This window comes from Streptomyces sp. NPDC028308 (genome assembly GCF_055565855.1).
Genome location: NZ_JBVHTO010000002.1, coordinates 275,620 through 302,263 on the forward strand (window position 1 = coordinate 275,620; position 26,644 = coordinate 302,263).

21 protein-coding genes are annotated in these 26,644 nt (G+C 71.4%); 13 read left to right on the forward strand and 8 right to left on the reverse strand.

The genetic code is table 11. From position 1 onward, the window contains the following. Positions 1-176 precede the first annotated feature (176 nt). The 6 genes from ACZ4VA_RS05570 to ACZ4VA_RS05595 all read left to right on the forward strand — a co-directional run bounded on the left by ACZ4VA_RS05570 (position 177) and on the right by ACZ4VA_RS05595 (position 7,525). Positions 177-794 carry a 2Fe-2S iron-sulfur cluster-binding protein gene (locus tag ACZ4VA_RS05570; RefSeq protein ID WP_356167590.1) on the forward strand — a complete coding sequence of 206 codons (618 nt, stop codon included), beginning with the start codon at positions 177-179 and terminating at the stop codon, positions 792-794. Then, a complete protein-coding gene (locus ACZ4VA_RS05575; RefSeq protein WP_468079957.1) occupies positions 791-1,780 on the forward strand; it encodes an FAD binding domain-containing protein in 990 nt (329 codons plus the stop codon). The genes ACZ4VA_RS05570 and ACZ4VA_RS05575 overlap by 4 nt, the downstream gene beginning before the upstream one ends. Next, entirely contained in the window at positions 1,777-3,906 is a 2,130-nt protein-coding gene (locus tag ACZ4VA_RS05580) for a xanthine dehydrogenase family protein molybdopterin-binding subunit (RefSeq protein WP_468079959.1), read from the forward strand. Before ACZ4VA_RS05575 ends, ACZ4VA_RS05580 begins: the two co-directional genes overlap by 4 nt. Next, a complete protein-coding gene (locus ACZ4VA_RS05585) occupies positions 3,899-5,053 on the forward strand; it encodes an XdhC family protein (RefSeq protein WP_468079961.1) in 1,155 nt (384 codons plus the stop codon). The genes ACZ4VA_RS05580 and ACZ4VA_RS05585 overlap by 8 nt, the downstream gene beginning before the upstream one ends. 218 nt (positions 5,054-5,271) lie before the next feature. Next, on the forward strand, positions 5,272-5,964 hold the full coding sequence (locus ACZ4VA_RS05590) for a TetR/AcrR family transcriptional regulator (protein WP_468079963.1): 693 nt from the start codon (positions 5,272-5,274) through the stop codon (positions 5,962-5,964). Between the two features lie 421 nt (positions 5,965-6,385). Then, positions 6,386-7,525 (forward strand): FAD-dependent oxidoreductase, encoded by a 1,140-nt coding sequence (locus tag ACZ4VA_RS05595; RefSeq protein WP_468079965.1) that lies wholly within the window; start codon positions 6,386-6,388, stop codon positions 7,523-7,525. A gap of 162 nt (positions 7,526-7,687) precedes the next feature. Here the strand turns inward: ACZ4VA_RS05595 and ACZ4VA_RS05600 are convergent, their stop codons facing one another. Then, positions 7,688-8,347, reverse strand: coding sequence for a DUF1707 SHOCT-like domain-containing protein (locus ACZ4VA_RS05600; protein WP_356167604.1), 660 nt, complete (start codon positions 8,345-8,347; stop codon positions 7,688-7,690). A 141-nt stretch (positions 8,348-8,488) separates the two neighbouring features. Beyond that, entirely contained in the window at positions 8,489-8,668 is a 180-nt protein-coding gene (locus ACZ4VA_RS05605) for a hypothetical protein (RefSeq protein ID WP_355785635.1), read from the reverse strand. A 336-nt stretch (positions 8,669-9,004) separates the two neighbouring features. Here ACZ4VA_RS05605 and ACZ4VA_RS05610 point away from each other — a divergent pair, with 336 nt between their 5' ends. The 7 genes from ACZ4VA_RS05610 to ACZ4VA_RS05640 all read left to right on the forward strand — a co-directional run bounded on the left by ACZ4VA_RS05610 (position 9,005) and on the right by ACZ4VA_RS05640 (position 21,149). After that, complete coding sequence (locus ACZ4VA_RS05610; RefSeq protein ID WP_452922238.1) at positions 9,005-9,433, forward strand: hypothetical protein; 429 nt, start codon at positions 9,005-9,007, stop codon at positions 9,431-9,433. A gap of 383 nt (positions 9,434-9,816) precedes the next feature. Further along, positions 9,817-10,692, forward strand: a complete 876-nt coding sequence (locus ACZ4VA_RS05615) for a Bax inhibitor-1/YccA family protein (protein ID WP_468079968.1) — start codon at positions 9,817-9,819, stop codon at positions 10,690-10,692. Positions 10,693-10,851: 159 nt separating this feature from the next. Beyond that, a complete protein-coding gene (locus ACZ4VA_RS05620; RefSeq protein WP_468079970.1) occupies positions 10,852-12,084 on the forward strand; it encodes a cytochrome P450 family protein in 1,233 nt (410 codons plus the stop codon). Between the two features lie 416 nt (positions 12,085-12,500). Beyond that, positions 12,501-14,135: an ABC-F family ATP-binding cassette domain-containing protein gene (locus ACZ4VA_RS05625; protein WP_468079972.1), complete on the forward strand. Its 1,635-nt coding sequence runs from the start codon at positions 12,501-12,503 to the stop codon at positions 14,133-14,135. 80 nt (positions 14,136-14,215) lie between these two features. Then, positions 14,216-15,874, forward strand: coding sequence for an ABC-F family ATP-binding cassette domain-containing protein (locus ACZ4VA_RS05630; protein ID WP_468079974.1), 1,659 nt, complete (start codon positions 14,216-14,218; stop codon positions 15,872-15,874). Between the two features lie 431 nt (positions 15,875-16,305). Continuing rightward, positions 16,306-20,403, forward strand: a complete 4,098-nt coding sequence (locus ACZ4VA_RS05635) for a discoidin domain-containing protein (protein ID WP_468079976.1) — start codon at positions 16,306-16,308, stop codon at positions 20,401-20,403. Between the two features lie 197 nt (positions 20,404-20,600). Then, positions 20,601-21,149: a hypothetical protein gene (locus ACZ4VA_RS05640; protein WP_356240692.1), complete on the forward strand. Its 549-nt coding sequence runs from the start codon at positions 20,601-20,603 to the stop codon at positions 21,147-21,149. 218 nt (positions 21,150-21,367) lie between these two features. Here ACZ4VA_RS05640 and ACZ4VA_RS05645 read toward each other — a convergent pair whose 3' ends face one another. The 6 genes from ACZ4VA_RS05645 to ACZ4VA_RS05670 all read right to left on the reverse strand — a co-directional run bounded on the left by ACZ4VA_RS05645 (position 21,368) and on the right by ACZ4VA_RS05670 (position 26,364). Next, the gene (locus ACZ4VA_RS05645; RefSeq protein ID WP_452922235.1) at positions 21,368-22,807 is read right to left on the reverse strand and encodes a dihydrolipoyl dehydrogenase family protein; all 1,440 of its coding nucleotides are present in this window, start codon (positions 22,805-22,807) and stop codon (positions 21,368-21,370) included. A gap of 66 nt (positions 22,808-22,873) precedes the next feature. After that, positions 22,874-23,071, reverse strand: coding sequence for a hypothetical protein (locus tag ACZ4VA_RS05650; protein WP_356240695.1), 198 nt, complete (start codon positions 23,069-23,071; stop codon positions 22,874-22,876). A gap of 93 nt (positions 23,072-23,164) precedes the next feature. Next, positions 23,165-23,590, reverse strand: a complete 426-nt coding sequence (locus ACZ4VA_RS05655) for an Ohr family peroxiredoxin (protein WP_356240698.1) — start codon at positions 23,588-23,590, stop codon at positions 23,165-23,167. A gap of 736 nt (positions 23,591-24,326) precedes the next feature. Further along, positions 24,327-24,518 carry a hypothetical protein gene (locus ACZ4VA_RS05660; RefSeq protein ID WP_355792704.1) on the reverse strand — a complete coding sequence of 64 codons (192 nt, stop codon included), beginning with the start codon at positions 24,516-24,518 and terminating at the stop codon, positions 24,327-24,329. 185 nt (positions 24,519-24,703) lie between these two features. Beyond that, positions 24,704-24,859: a hypothetical protein gene (locus ACZ4VA_RS05665; RefSeq protein ID WP_355792707.1), complete on the reverse strand. Its 156-nt coding sequence runs from the start codon at positions 24,857-24,859 to the stop codon at positions 24,704-24,706. Positions 24,860-24,921: 62 nt separating this feature from the next. Beyond that, a complete protein-coding gene (locus ACZ4VA_RS05670) occupies positions 24,922-26,364 on the reverse strand; it encodes an aldehyde dehydrogenase (protein WP_468080319.1) in 1,443 nt (480 codons plus the stop codon). Between the last annotated feature and the right edge of the window lie 280 nt (positions 26,365-26,644).

Genomic DNA, 26,644 nt, shown 5'->3' on the forward strand with positions numbered 1-26,644 from the left:
CAACCGCCACCCCGCCCGGCGCCCACTCCGGGTTCGCCGCCACCCCGGAGCGGCGGCGCCTCCGCCCGTCCCGATACCTGACCGCTTGCTTTCCGACACTGCTCTGCGTCTCCCGTCTCCCGTGCCTGCCGGACCGTCCTCCCAGGGTGGTCCGGGAATGCGAAAGAAGGCTGATCATGGCCACAGCACCTTCCACGACGTACAGCGCCATCACCTTGAACATCAACGGCGAGAAGCACACGCTCACCGTCGACCACCGCACCACCCTTCTCGACGCCCTGCGTGAGCGCCTCGATCTGACCGGCACGAAGAAGGGCTGCGACCAGGGACAGTGCGGCGCCTGCACCGTCCTGCTCGACAAACGCCGGGCCGTCGCCTGTCTGCAACTCGCGGTGGCGGCCGAGGGCCGGGAGATCACGACCATCGAAGGCGTCGCCGAGGGCGACCAACTGCACCCCGTACAGCAGGCGTTCCTCGATCTCGACGGATACCAGTGCGGCTACTGCACGCCCGGCCAGATCTGTTCGGCCGTCGCCGTGATCGAGGAGCACGCCGCGGGCTGGCCGAGCGCCGTCACCGACGACGTACGCCCCGAAGCGGGGCCACCGCCCCTGACCGCCGAGGAGATACGCGAGCGGATGAGCGGCAACCTGTGCCGCTGCGGCGCGTACGTGTCGATCGTGCAGGCGGTCGCCCGTGCGGCCGAGGCGGACGCCCGCGACGCCCGGACCGCGGACGGTGACCGGACCACGGAGGGCACGCAGGCCGGACAGCGCGAAGGAGCGGCGGCATGAAGGAGTTCGGATACCAGCGAGCGGTCGACGTCCCGGGCGCCCTTGCCCTCCTCGGCACCGACCCGGACGCCCGGTTCCTCGGCGGCGGCACCAACCTGGTGGACCTGATGAAGACCGGCGTGGAGCGGCCGGGCCGACTCGTCGACGTACGTGAACTCCCCCTGGACGGCATCGAGTCGACGCAGGACGGCGGGCTGCGCATCGGCGCGACCGTCACGAACAGCGACCTCGCCGCACATCCCGACGTGCGCCGCGGCTACCCGGCCCTGACGCAGGCGGTCCTGGCCGGGGCCTCCGGGCAACTGCGCAACATGGCGACCGTCGGCGGAAACCTGCTCCAGCGCACCCGTTGCGGGTACTTCGCCGACGTGTCCAAGCCCTGCAACAAGCGGGTCCCGGGCAGCGGTTGTCCCGCGATCGAGGGTGAGCACCACAATCACGCGATCCTGGGCGCCTCCGACCACTGTGTGGCCACACACCCCTCCGACCTGGGCGTGGCCCTCACCGCCTTCGACGCCGTGGTGTCCTACGAGACGGTGGAGGGACCCGGCCGGCTGCCCCTGACGGAGTTCTACCTCCCGGTGGGCGACACGCCTCACCTGGAGACGGCCCTCCCGCCGGGCGCGCTCATCACGGGCGTCACGCTGCCACCCTCGCCCGTCGCGGCCAACTCCCGGTACCGCAAGGTGCGCGAGCGCGCCTCGTACGCCTTCGCGATCGGCTCGATCGCCGCCGCGCTCGACGTCCGGGACGGTGTCGTACAGGACGCCCGCCTGGCCTTCGGAGCGGTCGCCTCCCGGCCGTGGCGAGCCCACACGGCCGAACGGGCCCTGATCGGTGGGCCTGCCGACGCCGCCGCCTTCGCGGCGGCGGCCGATGCCGAACTGGCGGCCGCGCGGCCGCTGCCGCACAACGGATACAAGGTGACACTCATGCGCAACCTCGTCATCGCCGTGCTCAGCGAACTCGCCGAGGAGGTCCGATGACCACCACCACGACCGGGACCAGGGCGGCGAAGGCCGTCGGCACCGCGCACACCCGGGTGGAGGGTCGCGACAAGGTCACCGGAGCGGCCCGCTACGCCGGCGAGATACCTTTCGCCGAACTGGCCTACGGCTGGCTGGTGTTGTCCACCGCCACCCGGGGCCGCGTCCGCTCCGTCGAGACCGCCGCCGTCCTGGAGATGCCGGGCGTGCTCGACGTCCTGCATCACGGCAACGCCCCGCGGGTCGACATCGACTACGTCGGCATGCTCGGCATGCCGCCGGACCCCACAGCTGCCGTCTTCCAGCACGACCGGGTGCCGCACGCGGGCTGGCCGGTCGCCCTGGTCGTCGCCGAGACCTCCGAGCAGGCCAGGGAAGCCGCGGAAGCGCTGGTCGTGCACTACGAGGAGGAGGGCCATGACGTGACCTTCTCCTCCGACCGGACGGACGCGTACACGATGGCCGGCCCCGGTGGTCCCGGCGTGACGGAGAAGGGGGACCTCGGCGCCGAACTGGCCGCGTCCGCCGTCGTGCTGGACGCCGAGTACTCCACTCCGGAAGAGCACCACAACCCGATGGAACCCCACGCGGCGACCGCCCGCTGGGAGGGCGGCAGGCTGGAGGTCGTGGACTCCAACCAGGGCACGGTGTGGGTCGCCGACGAACTCGCGAAGATGTTCTCGCTCGACCCGTCCTCGGTGCGGGTCCGGTCGGAGCACGTCGGCGGCGGCTTCGGCAGCAAGGGCGTCCGCGCGCACCAGGTGGCCGCGGTGATGGCCGCCACCGTCCTCTCCCGTCCGGTGCGGGTCGTCATGACGCGCCGTCAGATGTTCTCCCTCGCCGGCTACCGCAGCCCCACCATCCAGCGGCTGCGGCTCGGTGCGGACACCGAGGGCCGGCTGCGCGCGCTGGAGCACACCTCGCTCAGCGCCACCTCGACCGTGCACGAGTTCATCGAGTCCGGCGCGGGCCCCGCCCGGGTGATGTACGACGCCCCGGCCCACCACACGGCCAACCGGGTCGTACGGCTCGACGTGCCGACGCCGACGTTCATGCGTGCCCCCGGCGAGGCGCCCGGATCGTTCGCGCTGGAGTCGGCGCTCGACGAACTCGCCGAGAAGTGCGGTATCGACCCGGTCGAACTGCGCCTGCGCAACGAGCCCGAAGCCGGTCCCGTGTCGGGGCTGCCGTTCAGCAGCCGCAATCTGCCCGCCTGCTTCCGCGAGGGCGCTCGCCGGTTCGGCTGGGCGGACCGGGACCCGCGTCCGGGCCTTCGCCGGGACGGACGCTGGCTGATCGGCACCGGGACGGCCGCGGCCTCCTTCTTCGCGGGAGCCGCGCCGTCCACGGCCGCCGTCACCGCGGAGGCCGACGGCACGTTCACCGTGCGGATCAGCGCCGCGGACATCGGCACGGGGGCGCGGACCGCGCTCACCCTCGTCGCCGCGGACGCCCTCGAGGTGCCGACCGAGCGCGTACGGGTGCGGATCGGGGACAGCGACTTCGGCCCGGCGATGATCGCCGGTGGCTCCATGGGCACCCGGTCCTGGGCCTGGGCGGTCACGGCCGCCGCGGAGGAACTGCGCGAGCGGCTCGCCCTGAGCGACGGCCTTCCGCCGGAGGGCATCACCGTACGGTCGGACACCACCGCGGCCATCGGGGCGCTCGCACAGAAGGAACGGCACTCCTTCGGGGCGCAGTTCGCAGAAGTCGCGGTGGACGTGACAACCGGCGAGGTGCGCGTGCGCCGCATGCTCGGCATCTTCGCCGCGGGCCGCATCGTCAACCCCCTCACCGCACGGGGCCAGTTCATCGGCGGGATGATCTGGGGCATCTCCATGGCCCTGCACGAAGAGGCGGTCAGGGACCGGAACACCGGCGCCCACTACGGCGCCGACCTCGCGGGCTACCACGTCGCCACGCACGCCGACGTCCCCCACATCGAGGCGGACTGGGTGGAGGACCCGGACCCGGACGACCCGGTCGGGATCAAGGGCATCGGCGAGATCGGCATCGTGGGAGCCGCGGCGGCGGTCGCCAACGCCGTATGGCACGCCACCGGCGTGCGCCACCGCAGCCTGCCGATCCGTCCGGACCGTGTCCTCACGGCAGGCCCGCGTGCTTGACATCGCCGACGAACTGGCCCACTGGGCCGCCGAGGGAAGGGAGTTCGCCGTCGCCACCGTCGTGGCCGTCGGCGGCAGCGCGCCGCGCGGGCCGGGCGCCGCCCTCGCGGTCGACAGCGAGGGCACGGTTATCGGCTCGGTCTCCGGCGGCTGCGTGGAGGGGGCCGTGTACGACCTGTGCGTCCAGGCTCTCCAGGACGGCGAGAGCGTCCTCGAACGGTTCGGCTACAGCGACGAGGACGCCTTCGCGGTCGGGCTGACCTGCGGCGGGGTCATCGACGTCATCGTCACCCCCGTCGGCGCGGGGGCGCCCGCCCGCCAGGTGCTCCGGTCGGCGCTGTCGGCCGCCGCGTCGGGCGAACCCGGAGCGCTCGCCCGGGTCGTGCGGGGGCCGGCGGAACTGCTCGGCAGAGCAATGCTGGTGCACCCTGACGGGTCCTACGAGGGCTCGTACGGCACGGGCTCGGCGGAGTTGGACCGCACGGTCGCCGCCGAGGCTCGGGCGATGCTGGACGCCGGACGCACCGGCACCCTCGACCTCGCGGAGGACGGCACGCACTGTCCCGGCGGCCTCACGCTGCTCGTCGAGTCGAACGTGCCGCCGCCGCGGATGATCGTGTTCGGTGCGATCGACTTCGCCGCCGCGCTCGTACGGGCCGGGAAGTTCCTCGGGTACCACGTGACGGTGTGCGACGCGCGGCCCGTCTTCGCCACCCGGGCCCGCTTCCCCGAGGCCGACGACCTGGTCGTCGACTGGCCCCACCGGTACCTGCGGGCCACCGAGACCGACGCGCGCACGGTCCTGTGCGTGCTCACCCACGACGCGAAGTTCGACATCCCCCTGCTGACGCAGGCCTTGCGGATGCCGGTCGCCTTCGTCGGGGCGATGGGCTCGCGCCGGACCCACGCGGACCGGAACCGACGCCTGCGCGAAGTCGGCCTGACCGAAACCGAGTTGGCCCGGCTGAGGTCACCGATCGGCCTCGACCTCGGCGCCCGCACCCCCGAGGAGACGGCGCTGTCCATCGCGGCGGAGATCGTCGCCCTCCGCCGCGGCGGGACGGGCACGCCGCTCACGGGGTCGGCCGCGCCCATCCATCGCGACGGGGACCCGCGCAGCGCGAGGGAGTCGGGGGCGGCCGCCTGAACCGCACGTCGGCCCCGGCCACCCTCGTACGGGGATGGCCGGGCCGACGCGTCAGCCGGTCCGACGACGGCGGGGCCCGCGCCCTGAGGCCGCATGGGACTGTGCGGCACGGGACGGTGCCGGACGAGGTCGCGCCCACGCCGACTCCGAGCGTCGCCTCTCCACGGTGGCGCGACCACATTCGTCGCCGAAGCGAACGCGTTCGTTACGATCCCGGCATGAGCGCAAGTGAGCCGATCAGCCGCCGGGAGCGTCCCGCCAAGCCCGCACTGTCCCGGCGATGGATCGTGGACACCGCCGTACGGATCATGCGGGCCGAAGGGCTGCGGAAGGTCACCATGCGCCGCCTGGCGCAGGAGCTGGACACCGGGCCGGCATCGCTTTACGTCTATGTCGCCAACACCGCCGAGCTGCACGCGGCCGTGCTGGACGCCCTTCTCGGGGAGGTCGACCTCCGTGGCGAGCACGCGGGGGACGGATGGCGCGAGCACCTCTGGGCCGTCCTCACGTCCTACACGGCCGTGCTGTTCGAGCATCCGCAGCTCGCCCGGTCCGCCCTGGTGGCCCGCCCCAGCGGGGAGAACTACCTCCGACTGGTCGAACGCGTCCTGGATCTACTGTCCCGCAGCGGAGCCTCCCGAGAGCAGGCCGCGTGGGGTGTCGACAAATTGCTCCAGGACGCCACCGCCACGGCCGCCGAACAGTCGACACAGCGACAGAATCCCGAGGCCGAGGACGACTGGAACGCCACCGTCCACGCCCTGCGGGCCGCGGACGAGAACACGCATCCGGCGATCAGGGCGCACATGCCCGCCCTGATCGACGGATCCGCGGGCGACCGCATGCGCTGGGGCTTCGACGTACTCGTCAACGGCATCACTCACACACCGGTTCCCGGCTCGGCGCACTGATCCTTCGCGTCGCTCGACCGTCCGGCCCACCAGCTCGTCCGGCCGGCCGTAGCCGATCGAGTTCGGCTCGGCTCGCTGGGACGGCTGCATCGGGTCGACCCTGACGGCCCCAGTCGGTACAGCAGCCGACGCCCCCTTCACGGCCGTGGCCGCCGGTCCCTCGCACGAGGGGCGCCGGACCCGTGCCCGGCCGGGTCCGGCGGACTCCGCCTCACCTTGACCCGCTGACCTGCTCGAATTCAGGCATGGCCGTAACGAACTTGTTCGCGACGAACATGTTCGTTACGGTGGAGGTGTCCAGCGGGGCCGCGTCTGCACCGAAGACGCGACCGGCCCCTTGCCACCGGGCGCGACCGCCGAGCATTCACCGCGACCGCCCCGGGCTCGGCCCTCGCGCCCGCACTCCCACCTGGAGGCCGCCATGACCACCCACCACCCCATCGCGATCATCGGAGCCGGGCTCGGCGGTCTCACCGCCGCCCGCGTCCTGCACGTCAACGGCATCGAAGCCGTCGTATTCGAGCTGGAGGCATCGGCCGCGGCCCGCACGCAGGGCGGCATGCTCGACATCCACGAGGAGAACGGGCAGAAAGCCCTGCACGCCGCCAGTCTCCACGAAGGCTTCCGCAAGATCATCCACGAGGGCGGACAGGAGATGCGCCTCGTCGGCCCGGACGGCACCGTCCACGTCTCCGAAAAGGACGACGGCACCGGCGGCCGCCCCGAGGTCGACCGCGGCGACCTGCGTGACCTGCTGCTCGACTCGTTGCCCGACGGCGCCGTCCGGTGGGGCAGCAAGGTCACCGGCACCAGGGCACTGGGCGACGGACGCCATGAGGTGACGTTCGCCGACGGCTCGGCCATCACGACCGACCTGCTCATCGGCGCCGACGGCGCCTGGTCACGCGTACGCCCGCTGCTCTCGGACGCCCGCCCCTCCTACGCGGGCATCTCCTTCGTGGAGACCGACCTTCGGGACGCCGTCACCCGCCACTCGCGCAGCGCCGCCCTCGTCGGTGGCGGCTTCTTCATCGCTCTGGGCGGCCGATGTGGTTTCCTCGCGCACCGCGAGACCGACGGGAGCCTTCACGTCTACGCCGCCCTGACGGTCGACGAGCACTGGCTCGACGGCATCGACTTCACCGACCACGCCGCCGCCAAGAACGCGGTCCTGCCCCATTTCCAGGACTGGCACGAGGACCTGCGCGCCCTGGTCGCCGACGCCGACACGATGACGCCGCGCCGCATCCACGCCCTGCCCGTAGGGCACAGCTGGGAGCGGACTCCGGGAGTGACGCTGCTCGGTGACGCCGCCCACCTGATGTCACCCTTCGCCGGTGAGGGCGCCAACCTGGCCATGCTCGACGGCGCCGAGCTCGGGCAAGCCATCGCGGCCCACCCCGGCGACACCGAGGCCGCCCTGCTCGCCTACGAGACGGCGCTGTTCCCGCGCAGTGAAGCGTCGGCGGCTGCCTCCTCTGCAAGCCTGGAGGCCATGTTCGGCGAACGTGGACTGGAGCAGATGATCACGTTCTTCACCACGGGCCCGGCAGCCAGGTGACGACCCTGACGGTGCCGGGATGCATACCGGCACCGGTCGCGTGACTCGCTGGCCCAGTGCCGAACTCAAAGGACGATTGAGGGAGTTCGGCTGTGTCCCAGGAGTGGCGCCTGCTCGCTCTTGAGCCGGGCGCCCGCCCTGATCGTGGCGGAATCCGCGGCGTCAGCGGCCGGCGGACGTGGATGCGGGCCTGCGCAGCAGCCACTGCACGAACGTCCGGCGCGGGGGCCTCACCACCACGCTTCCGTGGGCCTTCTGACCGACCAACTCGACTCGCAGGGTGACCGGCGTGTCCGAACCCGTCGACGGCTGACGGTACTTGACCCTGCTGTGAACCAGCTGCAGACCATCGGAATCGACCACGACACCCGGCCTCGTGACCAGCGTCAGCGTCTTTCCGATCATGCTCAAGTCGAGACGCAGCGTGTCGTGGGTGATCACGGCGTCCGTGAAGTCGAGCGTCACTTCGCAGAACGTCACAGCGAGCTCCAGCCGCCGCGGCACGACCCAGCGTCCCGCGCGTTCGATCGGCCCGCTGTGCACCTGCTCGATCCGGACCACGTCCTTGACCTCGGCCGCGGCCGAGCCCCCGTCGGACGAGATGGGCGGCAAGTCGGCGGTGAGGACGGCCAGTTCGTTTACGGTTCGCGCCGACAACGCGACTTCCAGGCGCTCGTCCAGCTCGTCCGAGTTCAGGAGGCCGTCTCCCGCGGCGATCCGCAGCACATCAACCACACGGTCCCGGTCCGCATGCGAGGCGCGCAGCTCGGGGGACGAGCCGGGGCCGGCGGGCTTCCCGGTGGGCGAAATCTCTCCCGACATGCTTCCGTCCTGGTCCTGTCGACGTCTCCGCGCGACGCGGTCAGCGGCGCGGACAGAAGACTAGCGCTATATCGCGACACGGTTCCGCCGATCGAGGCTCACGACCCGTGCCCGTCGACCCCTCTCCCCTGCCGCGGAGGTTCACAGCACGGCGCTGAGGAATGCGACGGCCGCGAGTCGGTGCGCTCCGTCGGCGCGCTCGGCTGCTTCCCGGTCGGGTCCTCGCCGGTCGTTGCAGTTCACCCGGCGCAGGAGGTCTTCCATCGCTTCACGGTCCTTGTCGCGGCGGGACGGCGAGGGAGGGGTCGCGAATCGGTTCATGCCTGCTCCTTGGACGGTGCGCGCGAGCGGTGATCCCACCGGACGCGGTCAGCCTGCACTCCATATGGTCACCTGTCAAACTGGTGACACCGCGATCTCGCATGACGCTCCGCAGACCACCGCAGGCGCGGTCCGGCCTGTTCGGCGGGCTGGTCGACGGCCGCCGGACACGTTTCGGAGGAGCATGTTGTCGCCCGCACCCCGGCCCTTGACGCGTGTCGCCGTGGCGACCGGTCCGGCGCGGGACCCTTCTCGTAACCATCTTGACCGGTGACGTGAGCACGTGGCACAGTTGCGTCACCACCCAGACCAGTTACTTTCCGGTGAGGAAAAGCCATGACAGTCGTACGGTTCCATCTCGTCTCCGAGCTCAGCCCGCAGGACGTACTCGGAGTCCTGACCGACTTCAGCCCTTCCCGGGCCGAGGCCTGGCCCACGATCGACGCCGAACACTTCCAGGTGCACGACCGGGGCGACACGTGGGCCGAGGTCACCGAGGGGACGAACTCCGCCTGGGAGCGGGCACGATACGACTGGACCCCGGACGGCGACCTGGTCACCGTCACCACGCTCGACTCCAAGCTGTTCGGGGCCGGGGGCGGTTGGACCTTCACCATGACCCCGCAGGACGGCGGCACCCGGGTCGACGTCGAACTGACCCGGGAACCGGGCACCTTGAAGGGCAAGATGCTGGCCGCCCTCCTGCCCCTCGCCGCACCCGCGTCTTTGCGCAAGTCCTTCGCGGCCCCCCTCCGGGCGAAGTGAGCGGCTCGCGACGTCAGTTGGCGGAGCTCACGGCTCCAGGGCGTCGCATGTAGCGCTTACGGGCAGTGGCGGACAGCCGGTCACCCCGTCCCGCATCCGACGTCCACCACGCGAGAGCCCGCCGCGAGCCCACCCGGCCAGGCGCTACCGGGCCGCGAGCCCACCCGGTCAGGTCCGCGGCCACCTGGGAAGCCGACGGCAGGCGGCGACTCGTCACGGAGGCCCGCGCCCCGTGCGTGAACGCGGGCTCGGGCAGCAGCCGGACGACCGTGGGTTGCCGTCGGCGGACCCGTGAGCCCACCCACGGGTGTGCACGATGACGCGCACACCTGCGGCACACACCTTCGCACAGGCCGCGAAAGCGGCGGATCAGGAGGAACAACGTGAGGACCAGCAACCCGATCTTCTCCCGCTGGGGTGCCACCAAGGACACCACTCCAGCCGGCGCACATCAGCGCGAGACCGTGGGTGCCGCGCTCGGCGGGCCGTCGGCCGGCGGCTTCGGGACGAATCCATACGCCTCCCCCGCCGACATCGGCACACGGCCCGTCGGCTCGGCACCGGTGACCCTGGACGACGTGGTCGTGCGCACCGCCATGACTCTGGGAACCGTGGCCCTGACCGCGGTGCTGTCCTGGCTGCTGCTCCCCGTGGACGAGGCGAACGTCAGCCGCTCCTACGGCATCGCCCTGGGCGGCGCCCTCGTCGCTTTCGCGCTGTCCCTCGTCCAGGCGTTCCGGCGGACGCCCTCCCCGGCCCTGATCCTGGGATACGCGGCGTTCGAGGGCGTCTTCCTCGGCGTCCTCTCCAGCACGGTCTCGACCTACATATCGCCAGGTGTGGTCGTCCAGGCGGTGCTCGGCACCTTCGCGGTGGCCGCGGGCACCCTCATCGCTTACCGCATGCGCTGGATCCGGGTCGACCAGCGGTTCGCCGGTTTCGTGGCCGCCGCCGCCACCGGATTCCTCCTGCTGGTGATCGCCGACGCCCTCTTCTCCGCTTTCGGCGCGGGTGATGGCCTTGGATTCCACAGCGGCGGCCTCGGGATCGCCTTCGGGCTGATCGGCATCGTCCTCGGCGCGGCCTTCCTCGCCCTGGACTTCAAGCAGGTCGAGGACGCCATCGCCTACGGAGCGCCGCGTGAGGAAGCGTGGCTGGCCGCCTTCGGTCTCACCATGACGCTGGTGTGGATCTACCTGGAAGTGCTGCGCGTGCTGTCGATCTTCAACAGCGACAACTGGGTCTCTCCCGCCTCGTAGGGGGCGCGCGCGGCACGCGTGCCCCCTACGAAGTTTCCTGTCGGCTGCGCTTGGCAAGTCTCAACCCCGAAGCAGCCCGGGTCTGTTCACGACGACGGCCACACCGGCCCTCGGGGCGCCGCCCGGCGTCCGCGGGCCCGCCAGACGGGAGAGGCGTCCATGAGTGCCCATGAGCAGTGCCCGCACCAGGACAACAGAGTGGACCTGGGCGCGGCCTTCAAGGCGGACGCTCCCGCCCAGTACGCGCGGCTGCGGCGCATCGGGCCCATCCATCCCGCCCGCTTCCACCTGGGCATCGAGGGCTGGGTGGTCGTCGGCCACGACCTGGCCCGGGAGGCGCTGACGCATCCGGCACTGCTCAAGGACTCCGCCCCGGCCGCCGAGGCTCTGACCGCCGCCGGCTACGTCCTGAACAAACCGTCGGTGGGACTCGGCGCACAGATGCTGGAGGCCGACCCACCCGAGCACGGCCGCCTGCGCCGCCTGGCCGCGGCCGCCTTCACGGCACGCCGCACGGCGGAGCTGGCGCCGCGCATCGAACGTATCGCCCACGACCTGATCGACGCGATGCCGCCCTCCGGCGAGATCGACCTCGTCGAGGCGTTCAACGCGCCACTGCCCGCCATGGTGATCGCCGAGCTCCTCGGCATCCCCGAGGAGCACCACGCGGACTTCCGCCACTGGTCCCGCTACGCCCTGCAGGTCGCTTCGCCCGAGCACCGCCCGGCGCTGGCCGGACTGCACGCGCTGCTGGCCCGCCTGATCGCCGACAAGCGGCGCGCCCCTCGGGACGACCTGCTGTCCGCCCTGGTCGGCGTCCGTGACGAGCGCGACGGTCGGCTGTCCGAGGAGGAACTGGTCGGCACCGGACTGATGCTCATCGTCGCGGGCCACGAGAGCACCGTGAACCTACTGGGCAACGCCGTGCTGGCCCTGCTGCGCCACCCCGAGCAGCTCCAGCTCCTGCGGGAGCGGCCGGACCTGACGGCCGGCGCGGTGGAGGAGTTCTTGCGCTACGACACCTCTGTCGAGCGCTCGACGAGCCGTTACGCGGCGGAGGACCTCGAACTGGGCGGAGTACGTATCCCCCGGGGCGGCATCGTGGCCGTGGCACTCGGCTCGGCCGGGCACGACGCCCCGCAAACCGAGGGTGACGGTCCCACCGTCCTCGACGTGACCCGGCCCAATGCCCGCCACCTGGCCTTCGGACACGGCATCCATCACTGTCTGGGCGCTCCGCTGGCGCGGCTCGAGACGACGATCGCCCTCAGAACGCTGCTGTCCCGCGTCCCCGACCTTCAACTCGCGGTGAGCGCTGACTCGTTGGACTGGATCGGATCCGGCATCATCCGCGGCGTGGTGTCACTGCCGGTGCGCTACCGGGTGGGCTGACGGCGCGGCTTTCGGGGCGGTCCCAGTCGCAGCTCATGAGCCACCGTCCTGGAATCACCCCGCCGGACAGCTCGACGTTCCCGCCGGTCGGGGAGAGACACGTGTGCACAGGAAGAGACCTCATGCCCTCGTCACCGCCCCGGACGCGGACCGAGCTCACGACACATGACCCGAGAGGCGTCGACGGCTGCGGCGGACAGGACCGTTTGCTACGCTCACGTGTGGCATAGACCGTCGACCGAGGAGTCACAGACGTGGTGGGTGAAGACGACATCTCCGGATGAGATCCGGATCTGACGGCCACCGGCCGGCGCCGAGGAGCGCTGCCGAGGTGGTCCGTCTCGTCGTACCCCCTTCCCCACGTCTGCCCAGGGCAGAACACCACGCTCTGCCCTCAGTACCTCCGAGGTCCTTCCATGTCCGACGCCGCCGTCGTCTGCTCCAACGTCTCCTTCGCCTGGCCCGACGACACCCAGGTCTTCCGCGACCTGTCCTTCAGCGTGCCCTCGGGCCGTACGGGACTGGTCGCCCCCAATGGTTCCGGCAAGAGCAGCCTGCTCAAGCTGATCGCCGGCGAACTCCGGCCCACCTCCGGCTCGGTGACCGTCAGCGGCACACTCGGCTACCTCCCGCAGAGTCTGCCGCTGACCGGGAACCTCACGGTCGCCCAGGTGCTCGGCATCGACGAGGTGATCCGCGCCCTGGACGCCGTCGAGTCCGGTGACGTCGACGAGAGGCACTTCGCCACCATCGGCGACGACTGGGACATCGAGGAACGCACCCGCGCCCAGCTGGACCGCCTTGGTCTCGCGAACCTCTCCCTGGACCGCGGCCTCGGCACGCTCAGCGGCGGCCAGATCGTGTCCCTCGGCCTCGCCGCCCAGCTGATCAGGCGTCCCGACGTCCTCCTGCTCGACGAACCCACCAACAACCTCGACCTCCAGGCCCGGCACAGGCTCTACGACGTGCTGTCGGACTTCACCGGCTGCCTGCTGCTGGTCAGCCACGACCGCTCACTGCTCGACCGCATGGAGCGCATCGCCGAACTCGGCAGTGACGAACTGCGCCTCTACGGAGGCGACTTCAGTGCATATGAGGAGGCCGTCCGCGCCGAGCAGGAGGTCGCGGAGAAGAACGTCCGCAACGCCGAACAGGAACTGAAGCGCGAGAAGCGGGAGATGCAGCAGGCCCGCGAGCGTGCCGAGCGCCGCGCGAGCAACGCCGCCCGCAACCTCAAGAACGCCGGCCTCCCCAAGATCTTCGCCGGGAACATGAAACGGGGCGCCCAGGAGGCGGCCGGCCGGTCCGGGCAGCTGCACGCTTCCCGGGTCGGCGAGGCCAAGGCCCGCCTCGACGAGGCCGGACGCGCGCTGCGCGAGGAACAGCGACTGACCCTGGAGCTGCCCGACACGCAGGTGCCCGCCGGGCGCAACCTGTTCCTCGGCGAGGGGATGCGGGTGCGCCTCGGCGACACGGACGTCTTCTCCCCCGGCGGTGCCGACCTGACCGTCCGCGGCCCCGAACGCATCGCGCTGACCGGGCCCAACGGCGCCGGGAAGACCACACTGATGCGCCTCATCACCGGCGAACTCACCGTGGACGCCGGGGAGATCAAGCGCCATGACGGCCGGATCGCCTACCTGTCACAGCGACTGGACCTGCTCGACCTCGACCGCACCGTGGCCGAGAACTTCGCCGGCTTCGCACCCGAGCGGCCCGAGGCCGAGCGGATGAACCTGCTCGCCCGCTTCCTCTTCCGGGGCCCGCGCGCCCACCTGCCGGTCGGCGTGCTCTCCGGCGGGGAGCGGCTGCGCGCCACACTCGCCTGCGTCCTGTGTGCCGAGCCCGCTCCGCACCTGCTGCTGCTCGACGAACCGACCAACAACCTCGACCTGGTCAGCGCCGGCCAGCTGGTCGGCGCGCTCAACTCCTACCAGGGCGCGTTCATGGTGATCAGCCACGACGAGCGGTTCCTCGCCGAGATCGGCATCGGCCGCTGGCTGCGGCTGTCCGAGGGGGTACTGGAGGAGACGGGAGCGCCGGGCGTGTGAGTGGGCCACGTGTGAAGTGGCCCGCGTCCGAGGCCGTGCGCCCCGCGGGCCGTCCACCGATCACGTAGGACGGAACTCCCATGCCCCGACCCGCTCTGCTCGCCCACGACATCGTCCGCCACCTGGGCGGACGCCGCGTCCTCGACGGCGTCTCCCTGACGGCCGCCCCCGGTCGCCGGATCGGCCTCATCGGCGAGAACGGCGCCGGCAAGTCCACCCTGCTGAGGGTGCTGGCCGGCGTCGACGAACCCGACGCGGGCACCGTGACCCGCCCCGGCGACCTCGGCTTCCTCCACCAGGAGATGCCCTTCGACGCCGGCTCCACCGTCGCCGACGTGCTCCACGAGGCACTCCGGGAGGCACGCCGGGATCTCGCGGAACTCGACCGACTGGGCGAACTGCTGGCCAGCACCCCGGAGGACGAGCCGGGCCACCGGGAACTCCTCGACCGCTACGGCAGCCTCCTGGAGCAGTCCCAGGACCGTGAGTCCTGGGACGCCGACCGCCGCGCGACCCTCGTACTGGACGGCCTCGGCCTCGGTGCCGTCGGGTACGACCGCGCTCTCGGCTCGCTCTCCGGCGGACAGCGCGGCCGGCTGGCCCTGGCGGCGCTGCTCGTACGACGGCCCACGGCACTGCTGCTCGACGAACCGACCAACCACCTGGACGACGGCGCCGCCGCCTTCCTGGAGGAGCAGGTCCGCGCCCTGTCCGGAATCGTGGTGGCCGCGAGCCACGACCGGGCGTTCCTCGACGCCGTCTGCACCGACCTGGTCGACCTCGACCCGGCGGTGGACGGGCCGGTGCGCTACGGCGGCGACTACAGCGCGTACCTCTCCGAGAAGCACGCCGAGCGGGAACGCTGGGAGCAGCGTTTCAGCGAGGAGCAGCAGGAAATGTTCGAGCTGCGCCGGTCGGTGGGCGTGACCGCGCACCGGGTCGCACCGGACCGGGGCCGCACCGACAACGAGAAGATGGGGTACGGCCATCGGGCGGGCCGCGTGCAGAGCCAGATCTCCCGCCGGGTGCGCAACGCCGCCCGGCGACTGGCGGAGCTGGAGCGCTCGCGGGTCCCGGAGCCGCCACGCCCACTGCGGTTCGCCGCCCGGGACCTGGCGACACCGACGGAGGAGGGGCCTCTGCCTCTGGTCTGTCTGCGTGAGGTGCGGGTTCCGGGGCGGCTCGCGCTGGACGTCCTGGAGGTGGCGGCGGCGGACCGGCTGCTGGTCACGGGCGGCAACGGGGTGGGCAAGTCGACTCTGCTCGCGGTACTCGCGGGGCGGCTCACGGTCGAGGGCCGGATGCGGCGGCGCCCCGGGCTGACGGTGGGGCTGCTCGCTCAGGACTCCGTGTTCGAGCGGCCCGAGCGCACGGTCCGGGACACCTACGAACTGTCGCTCGGACCGGCACGGGCCGAGGCAGTCCCCTTGGGCTCACTGGGCCTGATGCACGACGCCGACCTGGACAAGCCGGTGGGCGAGTTGTCCGTGGGGCAGCGCCGCCGTTTGGCGCTGGCGCTGCTCGTGGCCCGCCCGCCCCAGCTGCTCCTGCTCGACGAGCCGACCAACCACCTCTCCCCGCGCCTGTGCGACGAACTGGAGGAGGCGCTGGGCACCGGGCCGGGCGCGATCGTGGTCGCCAGCCACGACCGCTGGCTGCGACGCCGGTGGCACGGTCGCGAGCTACGGCTGGAGGCGGACCACGACCGGCCGTTGGAGGCGCCGCGATTCCGGTTGTGACCAGCTGGCAGTTCGCCCCGGGTCACCGCACTCGCAGCGCCGCCGCCGACGCGAAGGCATGCGCCATCCCGGACAACGCACGAGCGGTACGCGGTCGCGTCCTGCACATGCCCGTCCGCCGTTCGCCTTCAGCCTCACTCTTGGCGTGTTTCTCCGGCGTGCTCACCGTGGCGGATACGTGTGACGACTCGGGGCGCGCCTACACATTGCCGAGGACCGGTGGAAGGTCACATGTGTGTCAACCTCCGTCGTGGCGGCCCTCTGCGTACCTCGTCGCCGAACCGCTCCGGGGGCCGCGCAACGATCCTCACCGTCAGGGGCCTTGACAGGAAAGCGTCGTCCGCCACAGCCTATGGCAACGTTGTCAAACACGACGTTCCCCTGCCGCGCTCCCCGCCGAACGCGCCCACTTGCGATTGGACGATCCACTCATGGCCGATCAGCCTGGCCCCCCGCAACGACCGTCCCGGCGTGCCGTCGTCGCCGGTGGTTCGACCCTGTTGGCCGGGTTCGGCCTGGGCGTGGTCTTCCCCTCGGCCGCCGGCGCCGTCGTGCGGACCGGAGTCGGCGAGACACCGGCCGACGTGTCCTCGGCGCCGGGCGAGCTCGCCGCGTACCGCCCGGCACGGGCCTCCTCGCAGGCGTACGCGCCAACCCCCGCCGCCTTCGTGACGGACGCGCTTCCCGGACCGGGCGTGCGCGGCACCGGATGGCGTGCCGAGGCGGAGGACCCGCAGTGGATCGAGGTCGACCTGGAGGCGGTCTGCCGTGTCGACCGCGTGCGGCTGACGTTCGAAGCCGACGCGAGCGACCCCGTGTTCACGCCCCCGACCAGCGGAAACCCCCGGCAGGGCACCACCGGGAAGGAGATCCTCTCCAGCTACGCCACCCAGTTCGTCGTCGAGACCTCCCGCGACCGCGGCTCCTGGACCGGCGTGTACCGCACCACCGCGGGCACCGGCGGTGTCGTCGACATCCCGCTGCCGAAGCCCGTCACGGCACGCTGGGTCCGGATGACGGCTCGTCGGCGCTCCGGCGCCCTGCCCCTCGGCCTCAACGGCTTCGAGGTCTACGGCACCGCGCCGAAGCACCGTCCGGGAGCCACCGGGTGGACCGACTGGGGCACCCATCACGGGGACGCGCCGCGTCTCACCGTCGGCACGGACGGCACGGTGCCGCTGGAGTCGGGATGGGCCCTGACCCTGGACGACTGGGCCGGCAGCGGCGGGACGGACCTCTCGAAAGCCGGCGTGGACACCAGCCGCTGGCTGCCCGCGAGTGTCCCCGGCACCGTGCTGGGCTCCCTGGTCGACCAGGACAAGCTGCCCGACCCGGTCGCGGGCCTGAACAACCTGCGCGTCCCCGAAGCCCTGTCCCGGCACTCTTGGTGGTACCGCCGGGAGTTCGAGCTGCCGAGGGAACTGCGCGCCGGCGCGGGCCGTCGCATCTGGCTTGAGTTCGACGGCGTCAACCACAAGGCGGAGATCTGGCTCGACGGCCACGCCGTGGGTGAGGTCACCTCCCCCTTCGCCCGTTCCGCCCATGATGTGACCGACTTCCTCACCGACGGCGGCGACCACGCCCTGGCCGTGCGGATATCCCCCGTGCCGAACCCGGGCAGCCCCGGCGACAAGGGCCCCGCGGGCGAGGCGTGGGTCGACGCGGGTGCCAACACGATGAACCTCAACTCGCCGACCTATCTGGCCTCTTCGGGCTGGGACTGGATGCCCGCGGTCCGCGACCGGGCCGCCGGGATCTGGAACCACGTACGCCTGAGATCCACCGGAGACATCGTGATCGGTGATCCGCGCGTGGACACCGTTCTGCCCGGCCTGCCGGACCTCTCGGTGGCCGAGTTGACGGTGACGGTCCCGGTCCGCAACGCCGGTTCCGCCGATCGGTCCGCGACGGTCTCCGCCGCGTTCGGCAACGTTCGCGTCTCCCGTACGGTGCGGGTCCCGGCCGGCGAGTCCGTCGACGTCGTCTTCACGCCCGGAGCGTTCGGCGCCCTGCGGGTGAAGGACCCCGAACTGTGGTGGCCCAACGGACTGGGCGAGCCCACGCTGCACGAGCTCACCCTCGTCGCCCGTGCGGACGGCGCCGAGAGCGACCGGCGCACCACCCGTTTCGGCATACGGCAGTTCGGCTACGCGTACGACACCCCGCTGAAGTTCCCTCCGTCCTCCGACGCCTACACCCAGAGCGTCCCGCTGGGAGCCCGGCGTGCCCGGTACGTCCGCGTGCGCTGTCTCACCCGGGCGACGGAATGGGGCAGTTCGCTGTGGACCCTGTCCGTCCTCGACAGCGCCCGCCCCGGAACCGACCTCGCGCTGCACGCCCCGGCCACCGCCTCGACGCGCGACGAGGACGGTCACGAGGCGTCCCGTGCCACCGACGGGGACGCCGGCACCCGCTGGTCCTCCGAGTTCGCCGACGACCAGTGGATCCGCGTCGACCTCGGCTCGGTGCAGTCCTTCGACCGGGTCGACCTGGTGTGGGAGCAGGCCTACGCGCTCACCTACGTCGTACAGGTCTCCGAGGACGGCGAGCAGTGGACGGACGCCGCGTCCGTGGACAACACGGCGGTCCCGCTGCCGTTCAACACCTCCGACGCCAGTCTGCGGGTGACCGACTTCGAGGCCCGCACCGCGCGTTACGTCCGCCTGTCCTGCGGGATCCGCAACACCAGCTGGGGCAACTCCCTGTGGTCCCTGGCGGTCGTGGACAGCGCGGAACCCGGCACCGACCTCGCGCGGCGGCGGACGGCGCGGGCGTCCAGCGAGAGCGACGACCACCCCGCCGCGCACGCCACGGACGGCAACCCGGGCACCTGCTGGTCCTCCGCCTACGAGGACAACCAGTGGATCCAGGTGGACCTGGGCGCTGCCCGGCGCTTCGACCGGGTCGCGGTCCTTTGGGAGGCGGCGTACCCGAAGACGTACACGATCCAGGTCTCCGACGACGGCGAGAGCTGGAGCGATGTCACCACCGTCTCCAACACACCGGACCCGCTGAAGATCAGCGTGAACGGCGTACGCGTCCTGGTGCGCGGCGGCAACTGGGGGTGGGACGAACTGCTGCGCCGCATGCCCCCGGAGCGGATGGACGCGGCCGTGCGGATGCATCGCGAGATGAACTTCACGATGATCCGCAACTGGGTCGGCAGCAGTAACCGCGAGGAGTTCTTCGCCGCCTGCGACCGGCACGGCATCCTGGTCTGGAACGACTTCCCCAACGCCTGGGGCATGGACCCGCCGGACCACTCGTCGTTCCTGGCCGCCGCCCGGGACACCGTGCTGCGCTACCGCATCCACCCGTGTGTGGCGGTGTGGTGCGGCGCCAACGAGGGCAACCCGCCCGCGGCGGTGGACCAGGGGATGCGCGAGGCCGTGGAGGGCCGGGCGCCGGGCATCCTGTACCAGAACAACTCCGCCGGCGGCATCGTCACCGGCGGCGGTCCCTACGGCTGGGTCGAGCCGGAGAAGTACTTCGATCCGTCGACGTACGGCAGCAAGGACTTCGGCTTCCACACCGAGATCGGCATGCCCGTCGTCGGGACCGCCGCCAGCGTCCGCGCCATGGTGGGCGAGGACGGCCCCGAATGGCCCATCGGCGGCGCCTGGTACCACCACGACTGGAGCGAACGCGGCAACCAGGCCCCGCAGAACTACAAGGCCGCCATCGAGACCCGCCTGGGGACCGCGCGCGACCTGGACGACTTCTCGCGCAAGGCGCAGTTCGTCAACTACGAGAACTTCCGGGCGATGTTCGAGGCCTGGAACGCCAACCTCTGGGACAACGCCAGCGGTCTGATGCTGTGGATGTCCCACCCCGCCTGGCACAGCACGGTGTGGCAGACCTACGACTACGACTTCGACGTCAACGGGGCTTATTTCGGCTGCCGGAGCGCCTGCGAGCCCCTGCACGTGCAGGCCGATCCGGTGAAGTGGCAGGTGATCGCGGTCAACCACACCCGTACGGCGCTGAAGGACGCCGAAGTCACCGCGGAGACGTACGACTTGTCGGGCCGCCGAATCGCCGGCACGCGGCGCGCTCGCCTCGACGTGAACCCGGCGGCCTCCGCGAAGGCGTTCACCGCGGCGTTCGCGGAGGACCTGCCGGATCTTCACCTGCTGCGGCTGACCCTCACGGACCACGGTGGCGAGGTGCTGTCCCGCAACACCTACTGGCGCTGCCGCACACCCGAGGCGCTGCGTGCCCTGAACGACGTGCGGAGGGCGCGGCTGTCCGCGTCGCTGTCACATGTGTCACGTGACGGGGACCGCCGGAAGGCGACCGCCACCATCCGCAACCGGGGCACGACGGTCGCCGCGATGGTACGGCTCTCCCACCTGGACGGGGACGGCGCGCGGGTCCTGCCGACGCTCTACGACGACAACTACATCTGGCTGCTGCCCGGCGAGACACGGACGGTCGCGCTGTCGTGGCCTGCGGCCGCTCATCCCTCGGGCCGCTCCGAGCTGCGGATCGAGGGATACAACACTCCCCCGGTGACGGTGCGCGGCTGAGAGACACGGCCAGGAGAGCAGCGGGTGCCCGCGCCGTCGTCGGCGGTCGCGGGCACCCGTGTGTGCGGGCACGCAGGCACTTATCGTGGAAGGTGAAACCCGCCCGGTGTGTCGTGCGGTGCCGACACGCGGCCGCACGGAAACCTCGGTGTGGGTAGCATGCGCTGCGACGTTCATATCGAGGGAGTGAAACGGTTGTGACCAGCCAGTCGACCACCCCCCTCCGCTCGCGGATCGTGGACCAGGCCGCGTCGGACCTGGAGGAGAACCGCCGCCGGCAGCAGGAACTGACGGAGAGGCTCTCGGTGTTGAAGCAGGAGGAGGCTCTCCTGACGGACATCCTGAGTCTCGCCCAGCGGTACGAGGGCTTCGCGGATTCGGCTCGGCTGCCTGAGCAGGTAGAGGACGAACCCGCCGCCAAGGCGGAGCGGACCCCCACCGGCACGAGCACACGGGGCTCGGGCTCTGGCTCGGCCAGGACGGCTCGCGCGGGCCACACGGATAAAGCGAAGACGCGCCCGCCCCTGCTCGGTGATCTGCTGCTGGACCTGCTCGGCAAGCACGACGAGCCGCGCCCGGCGAAGGAGTTGAGGGACGAACTCCTCCAGAAGCACCCCGACCGCAACCCGACTCCGCAGGTGGTGCGCAACACCCTGGAGTCGCTGGTCGCCAAGGGCCGCATCCGGCGGCACAAGGAGCGACGTGCCGTCATGTACACCGTCGTGAAGTCGGGTTCGGACGCCTGACACGGCGGCCCGGCGCCGTGTGTGGCGCATCCCCGTGTCCGTATACGGGTGTCTCGCCCTGACCGGGTGCGTCACGGCTCCGGGGGCGGCGAAGGACGTGTGTGATCGCAGAGGTCACACATACACCAGCCCCTCGGCTCTCCTCGCCCGGCGCCCGTGTTACACGGTGCGGTCGGATGGGAGCGCCAGGACCTTGAGCGCGAGATCGCCTGCGGTGGTCACGAGTCCCTCCTCGTCTCCAGCATGCGGAGCCACACCTCGCTGATCGTGGGGAAGGCGGGCACGGCGTGCCAAAGGCGCTCGACGGGGACTTCCGCGGTGATCGCCACGGTCGCCGAGTACAGCAGTTCGCTCACCCCGGGCCCGGCGAAGGTGGCGCCGACGACGACCTGCCGGTCCGGGTCGATGAGTATGCGGGCCTTGCCCCGGTAGTCGGGGCGGTACTGGAGGGCTCCGGCGAGGCGGGCGAGATCGTGGTCGACGACCTCGACGGCGCGGCCGGTGCGCGCCGCCTCGATCGTGGTCAGGCCCACGGAGGCGACCTCGGGGTCGGTGAAGACGACGCCGGGGACGGCCTCCCCGTCGGCCGTGGCGCTGTGCGGGGACCAGCGGTCGGTGTCCAGCCGTTCGCCGAAGGCCCGGGCGACGATCACGGCACCCGCGATGCGGGCCTGGTACTTGCCCTGGTGGGTGAAGAGAGCCCGGCCGTTGACGTCTCCGGCCGCGTAGAGCCAGTCGCCGGGGACACCGGTGACCGTGAGGCTGTCGTCCGTGGCGATCCAGTCGCCCGGGGTGAGTCCCACGGTCTCGAGTCCGATCTCCTCCGAGCGCGGGGCGCGTCCGGTGGCGAACAGGATCTCGTCGGCGGTGAGTTCGCCGCCGTCGGTCAGGGTGATTCGGACCTCTCCGTCGGCGGCCCGATCGGCTGCGGCGACGGAGACGCCGAACCTGACGTCCGCTCCGGCTTCCCTCAGCCGCTCGGTGACCAGTTCTCCCGCGAAGGGTTCCATGCGGGGCAGCAGTCCGTCCGTGCGGGCGAGCAGGGTGACCTGGCTGCCGAGCGCCTGCCAGGCGGTGGCCATCTCGACGCCGACCACCCCGGCGCCGACGACCGCCAGTCGCCGTGGTGGCGTGCTCGCGCTGGTGGCCTCCCGGCTGGTCCACGGCCGCAGGTTCTCGATCCCGGCCAGCGGGGGCAGGGCGGCGCGGCTTCCGGTGCTCAGGGCGACCGCGTGCCGGGCACGCAGGCGGACGGTGTCTCCGGACGGGGTCCGCACGGACACCTCACGCTCCCCCGTCAGACGTCCGTGGCCGCGCAGCAGGTCGATGCCGGCGGACTCGAGCCATGCGACCTGGCCGTCGTCCTTCCAGTGGGCGGACATGCGATCGCGGTGCGCGAGGACGGCCTCGACGTCCAGCGGGTTGCCGACGGCGGGGTCGATCCCGGGGACGTGGGTGGCGTCGGCCCTCATCAGGGCTGGACGGAGCAGGGCCTTGCTGGGTTCGCAGGCCCAGTACGAGCACTCGCCGCCGACGAGTTCGCTCTCCACGATGACGGTGCTCAGGCCCGCCGCGCTGGTGCGGTCCGCGACGTTCTCGCCGACCGGCCCCGCGCCGATCACGATGACGTCGTAGGTCTGGATGTTCTCGGTGGTCATGGGTTCTCCCGTGGTGGGTCGGGGCGGCCGGGCGGGGGCCCGGCCGCCGGAGGGCGTGACACGTCCTCAGAGGTATGCGGTGGCGGGCGGGCCGTATCCGCCGAGGACGGCGCCCTCCGCCCAGTTCCACACCTGTACGTCGGTGGGCCGGCCGTGCTGTTCCGGCCGGGCCGCGGCCTGCGACGGCCTCGCGGGGGCGATGGCGGAGCGGCCGCTCGGGACGGGCCGCCGCCTGCCCACGTATGCATATGTCCTGAGGGCCATGTCTCGCCTTCGCTGTCAGGTGTGTGAGGTGGGCGTGAGCGGGTCCGTGCGGGGGATGGGAAGGGGCGCGGGACCCGCGGTCCGTGGGGTCGGTCAGGCGGCCGAGGCGTTGATGACGACGGGGACGTTGTCGCGGGTGGCCTTGGAGTACGGGCAGATCCGATGGGCGGCCTGCGCGAGTTCCTGTGCGGTGGCCTGGTCCACGCCGCCCAGGACGGGATTGAGGACCGTTGAGAGGGAGAACTCTCCGTCGTCGCCGTGGGTGAGGGTGATCTCGGCCGTGACGCTGGTGCTGGTCAACCGGATCTGGCGCTGGGCCGCGGCACGGCGCAGGGCGCCGAGGAAACAGGCGGCCCACCCGGCGGCGAGCAGCTGCTCGGGGTTGGTCGCGGTGCCGGCGCCGCCCAGCTCCTTCGGCAGGGCGAGGCTCGTCTCCAGCAACCCGTCGGAGGAGCGGACATGACCGCCGTTGCGGCCCTCCCCGTCGACGTCCACAACGGCGGTGTAGGTGACTGCCATGGCTGATGCTCCCCATCGGTGTCCGAAGTCCGTGAACCCCTCGACCGGGACATTTCATTCGCCACCGGTTGAACTGGTGACGTCATCATGGCAGTCCTTTGCGTCACCGGTCAAGGCGGTGACTAGTGGTGTGCGACTCCGTCCAGGACGACAACCGCGCCCTCCGGCCGACCGGCGAGGGGAATCAGGCGCGCCTGCCTACGGCGCTCGCCCCTCGCGCAGCCCGCGCGGATGCCCGGCACGGCGGGGTGCCAGGGCTTCTCCCGGCCCAAGGCGCGAGGGCGTCGCGAAGTGCGGTGCGGTGCGGTGCGGTGCGGGAGTTGATGCCGAGATTGCGGCAGAGCCGGTAGGGGTGCGCGCCGAGGGTGCAGTGCGCGAGGAAGGGACACTCAGCGACCTGCTTGCCGGTCAGCCCGGTCGCCGTCGGCATGGCGATCCGACGCTCCTCGGCCGTCAACGGCAGCGGGCCCGAGACGGACGCCTCGACGTGACCGGCGGCCCGCGGCTCGGTAAGCGTGCGGTCTACGCGAGGCCGGGCCGAGTGATTCGAACGCCTCCAGCGTCGCGAGCAGTTGCTCCCGGGCCTCCCAGGTCGCGCGCGTACGTCGCCCGCGTTCGCCGTGGAGCAGACGGACGCGGGCGACGCCGGACGGCCAGTGCCCGGGCCCGGTCACCACGAGCGTCGCACGGCCGTCTTCGGCGGGTGACGGCACGGCGGTCGCGGCCGAGTGGACGGTCAGAGGCCCAGATCGAGGGCCAGGCACGAGTAGTAGTTGAACGCGCTCTCGGGGTTGTACGAGGCGCTGCCTCCGCCGGGCGCGGCTTCCGCGTCGATCGTCATGTCCTCGACGCGGACCCGCTCGGGGAGTTTGCCGAAGCGCGCCTGCCGGGCCGCAGCGTCGGGGTCCACGGGGAGTTCGTTGTTCATGGCCGTGCTCCATTTCGTCGATCGTCCCGCTCATCGCCTCGGGCGACTACCGTGAGCCTGCTCCACTCTTTGTCACCTGTCAAGCCGGTGACGTAAGAACGTAGGCAAGCACACCTCCAGAACGGCGACGGACGCATGTCACATGTGAGCCCCGTCGCGGCACCCCGTTCGGTCGGGGGCACGCTTCACGCGGACGCTGCTTCGGCGACGTGGTGCCATCGGGCGTCCTTCGCGGCGAGGCGGTCGGCCATGTGCTGCGCCGCGGCGAAGGCCAGGACCGTCTCGGCCGGCGTGCGGCCCAGGCCGGGTGAACTCCCCGTGATCAGCCAGGTCTTGCTCACGACGAGTCCTCCGATCCCTCGTCGGTGCGGGACTCACGGCTCCCGCGTCGCATGGCCGGCATTCAGACGGTGATGGTCTTGTACTCGGTGTACGTGCCGATGCCGACCGCGCCGTACTCGCGACCGATGCCGCTGGCCTTGAAGCCGCCGAACGGGCCGTCGAAGGCGATGGAGGCGCCGTTGATCGTGACGGTCCCGGTGCGGATCCGGCGGGCGACCGCGAGGGCGTGCTCCTCGTCCGCGGACCAGACACCTCCGGACAGGCCGTACTCGGAGTCGTTGGCGATGCGGACGGCGTCGTCCTCGTCGTCGTAGGCGATGACGACCAGGACCGGGCCGAAGACCTCCTCCTGCGCGATCCGCATGGAGTTGTCGACGTCGACGAAGAGGGTGGGCGTGACGTAATTGCCCTTGTCCAGGCCGGCCGGGATCTGCGGGCCGCCGACGACGAGGCGTGCACCTTCCTCGATGCCGAGCCGGATGTAGCTGCGGACCCGCTCCTGCTGGTCGGGGCGGATCATCGGCCCGATGAAGGTGTCGGGGTCGTTCGGGTCGCCGACCTTCAGCGACTCCACCAGTTCCTTCAGCCCCTGGACGACCTCCTCGTACCGGCTGCGCGGGGCGAGGATACGGGTCTGGGCGATGCAGGACTCGCCGTTGTTGAGCAGCGAGCCGAACTTCACGCCGGCGACGGCCTTCTCGATGTCGGCGTCGGGCAGGATGATCGCGGCGGACTTGCCGCCCAGCTCCAGGCTGACCCGCTTGAGCTGCTCACCCGCGATGGCGGCGATGCGGCGGCCGGCACTGGTGGAGCCGGTGAAGGCGATCTTGTCGACGTCCCGGTGGGACACGAGGTGTTCGCTGGTCTCGCGGTCCGCGGGCAGGACACTGACGACGCCTGCGGGCAGGCCCACCCGCTCCAGCAGTTCTGCCAGGAATCCCATGCTCAGCGAGTTCTCCGGGGAGACCTTGAGGACCACGGAGTTGCCGGTGACCAGGGCCGGGATGAGCTTGGAGGTGGCCGAGGAGAACGGCGAGTTCCACGGGATCACCGCGGCCACGACACCGATCGCCTCACGACGGACCACGCTGCGCACCGGGGACGCCGGGTCCGAGGGGACGAGCGTCTCCTCCCAGCCGAACTCCTCCGCCGCCCGCAGGTAGGCGTTCGCCTGCCGGGTCAGACCGGGCTGTCCGGCGCGGGTGAACCAGCCGGCCGAGCCGTTCTCCAGCGAGATGAGCCGGGCGATCTTCTCGGCGTCCTCCTCGCGCAGCGCGTTGAAGCGGCGCAGGACGGCGATCCGCTCGGCGGGCGGGGTCAGTCGCCATTCACCCGCCTCGAAGGACTTCTTGGCGGCCGCGACCGCGCGGTCGACGTCGGCGGGCTGCGCCTGGGCGGCGCGGGCGACCACCGACCGGTCGTGCGGAGAGACGATGTCGAGCAACTGCGGGCTGCTCGGCTCGACCCAGGAACCTCCGATGAAAAGCCGCTCGTAGGTGATCATGCGCTCGCCCTCTTCCGTGACATTGAGTCGTCTACTCACTCACTCAAAACTGTCACTTCAATGTAGCACTTTAGATTCTTACGTACACAACCGAGAGTCGGTAAAGCCGACGGTAGGACTTGACCCATACCCGCGACGCACCATGTCACCTGTTTGACAGGTGACGCAACGTGTGTGAGGGTCATCGCACCGAGGCGCCGGAGCCACCTCGTACCGCAGGTGCGAAGGGAGGACTCCGGGCGCGAGCCGGTCACCGGACACGCACGACGGAGGGTTTCTC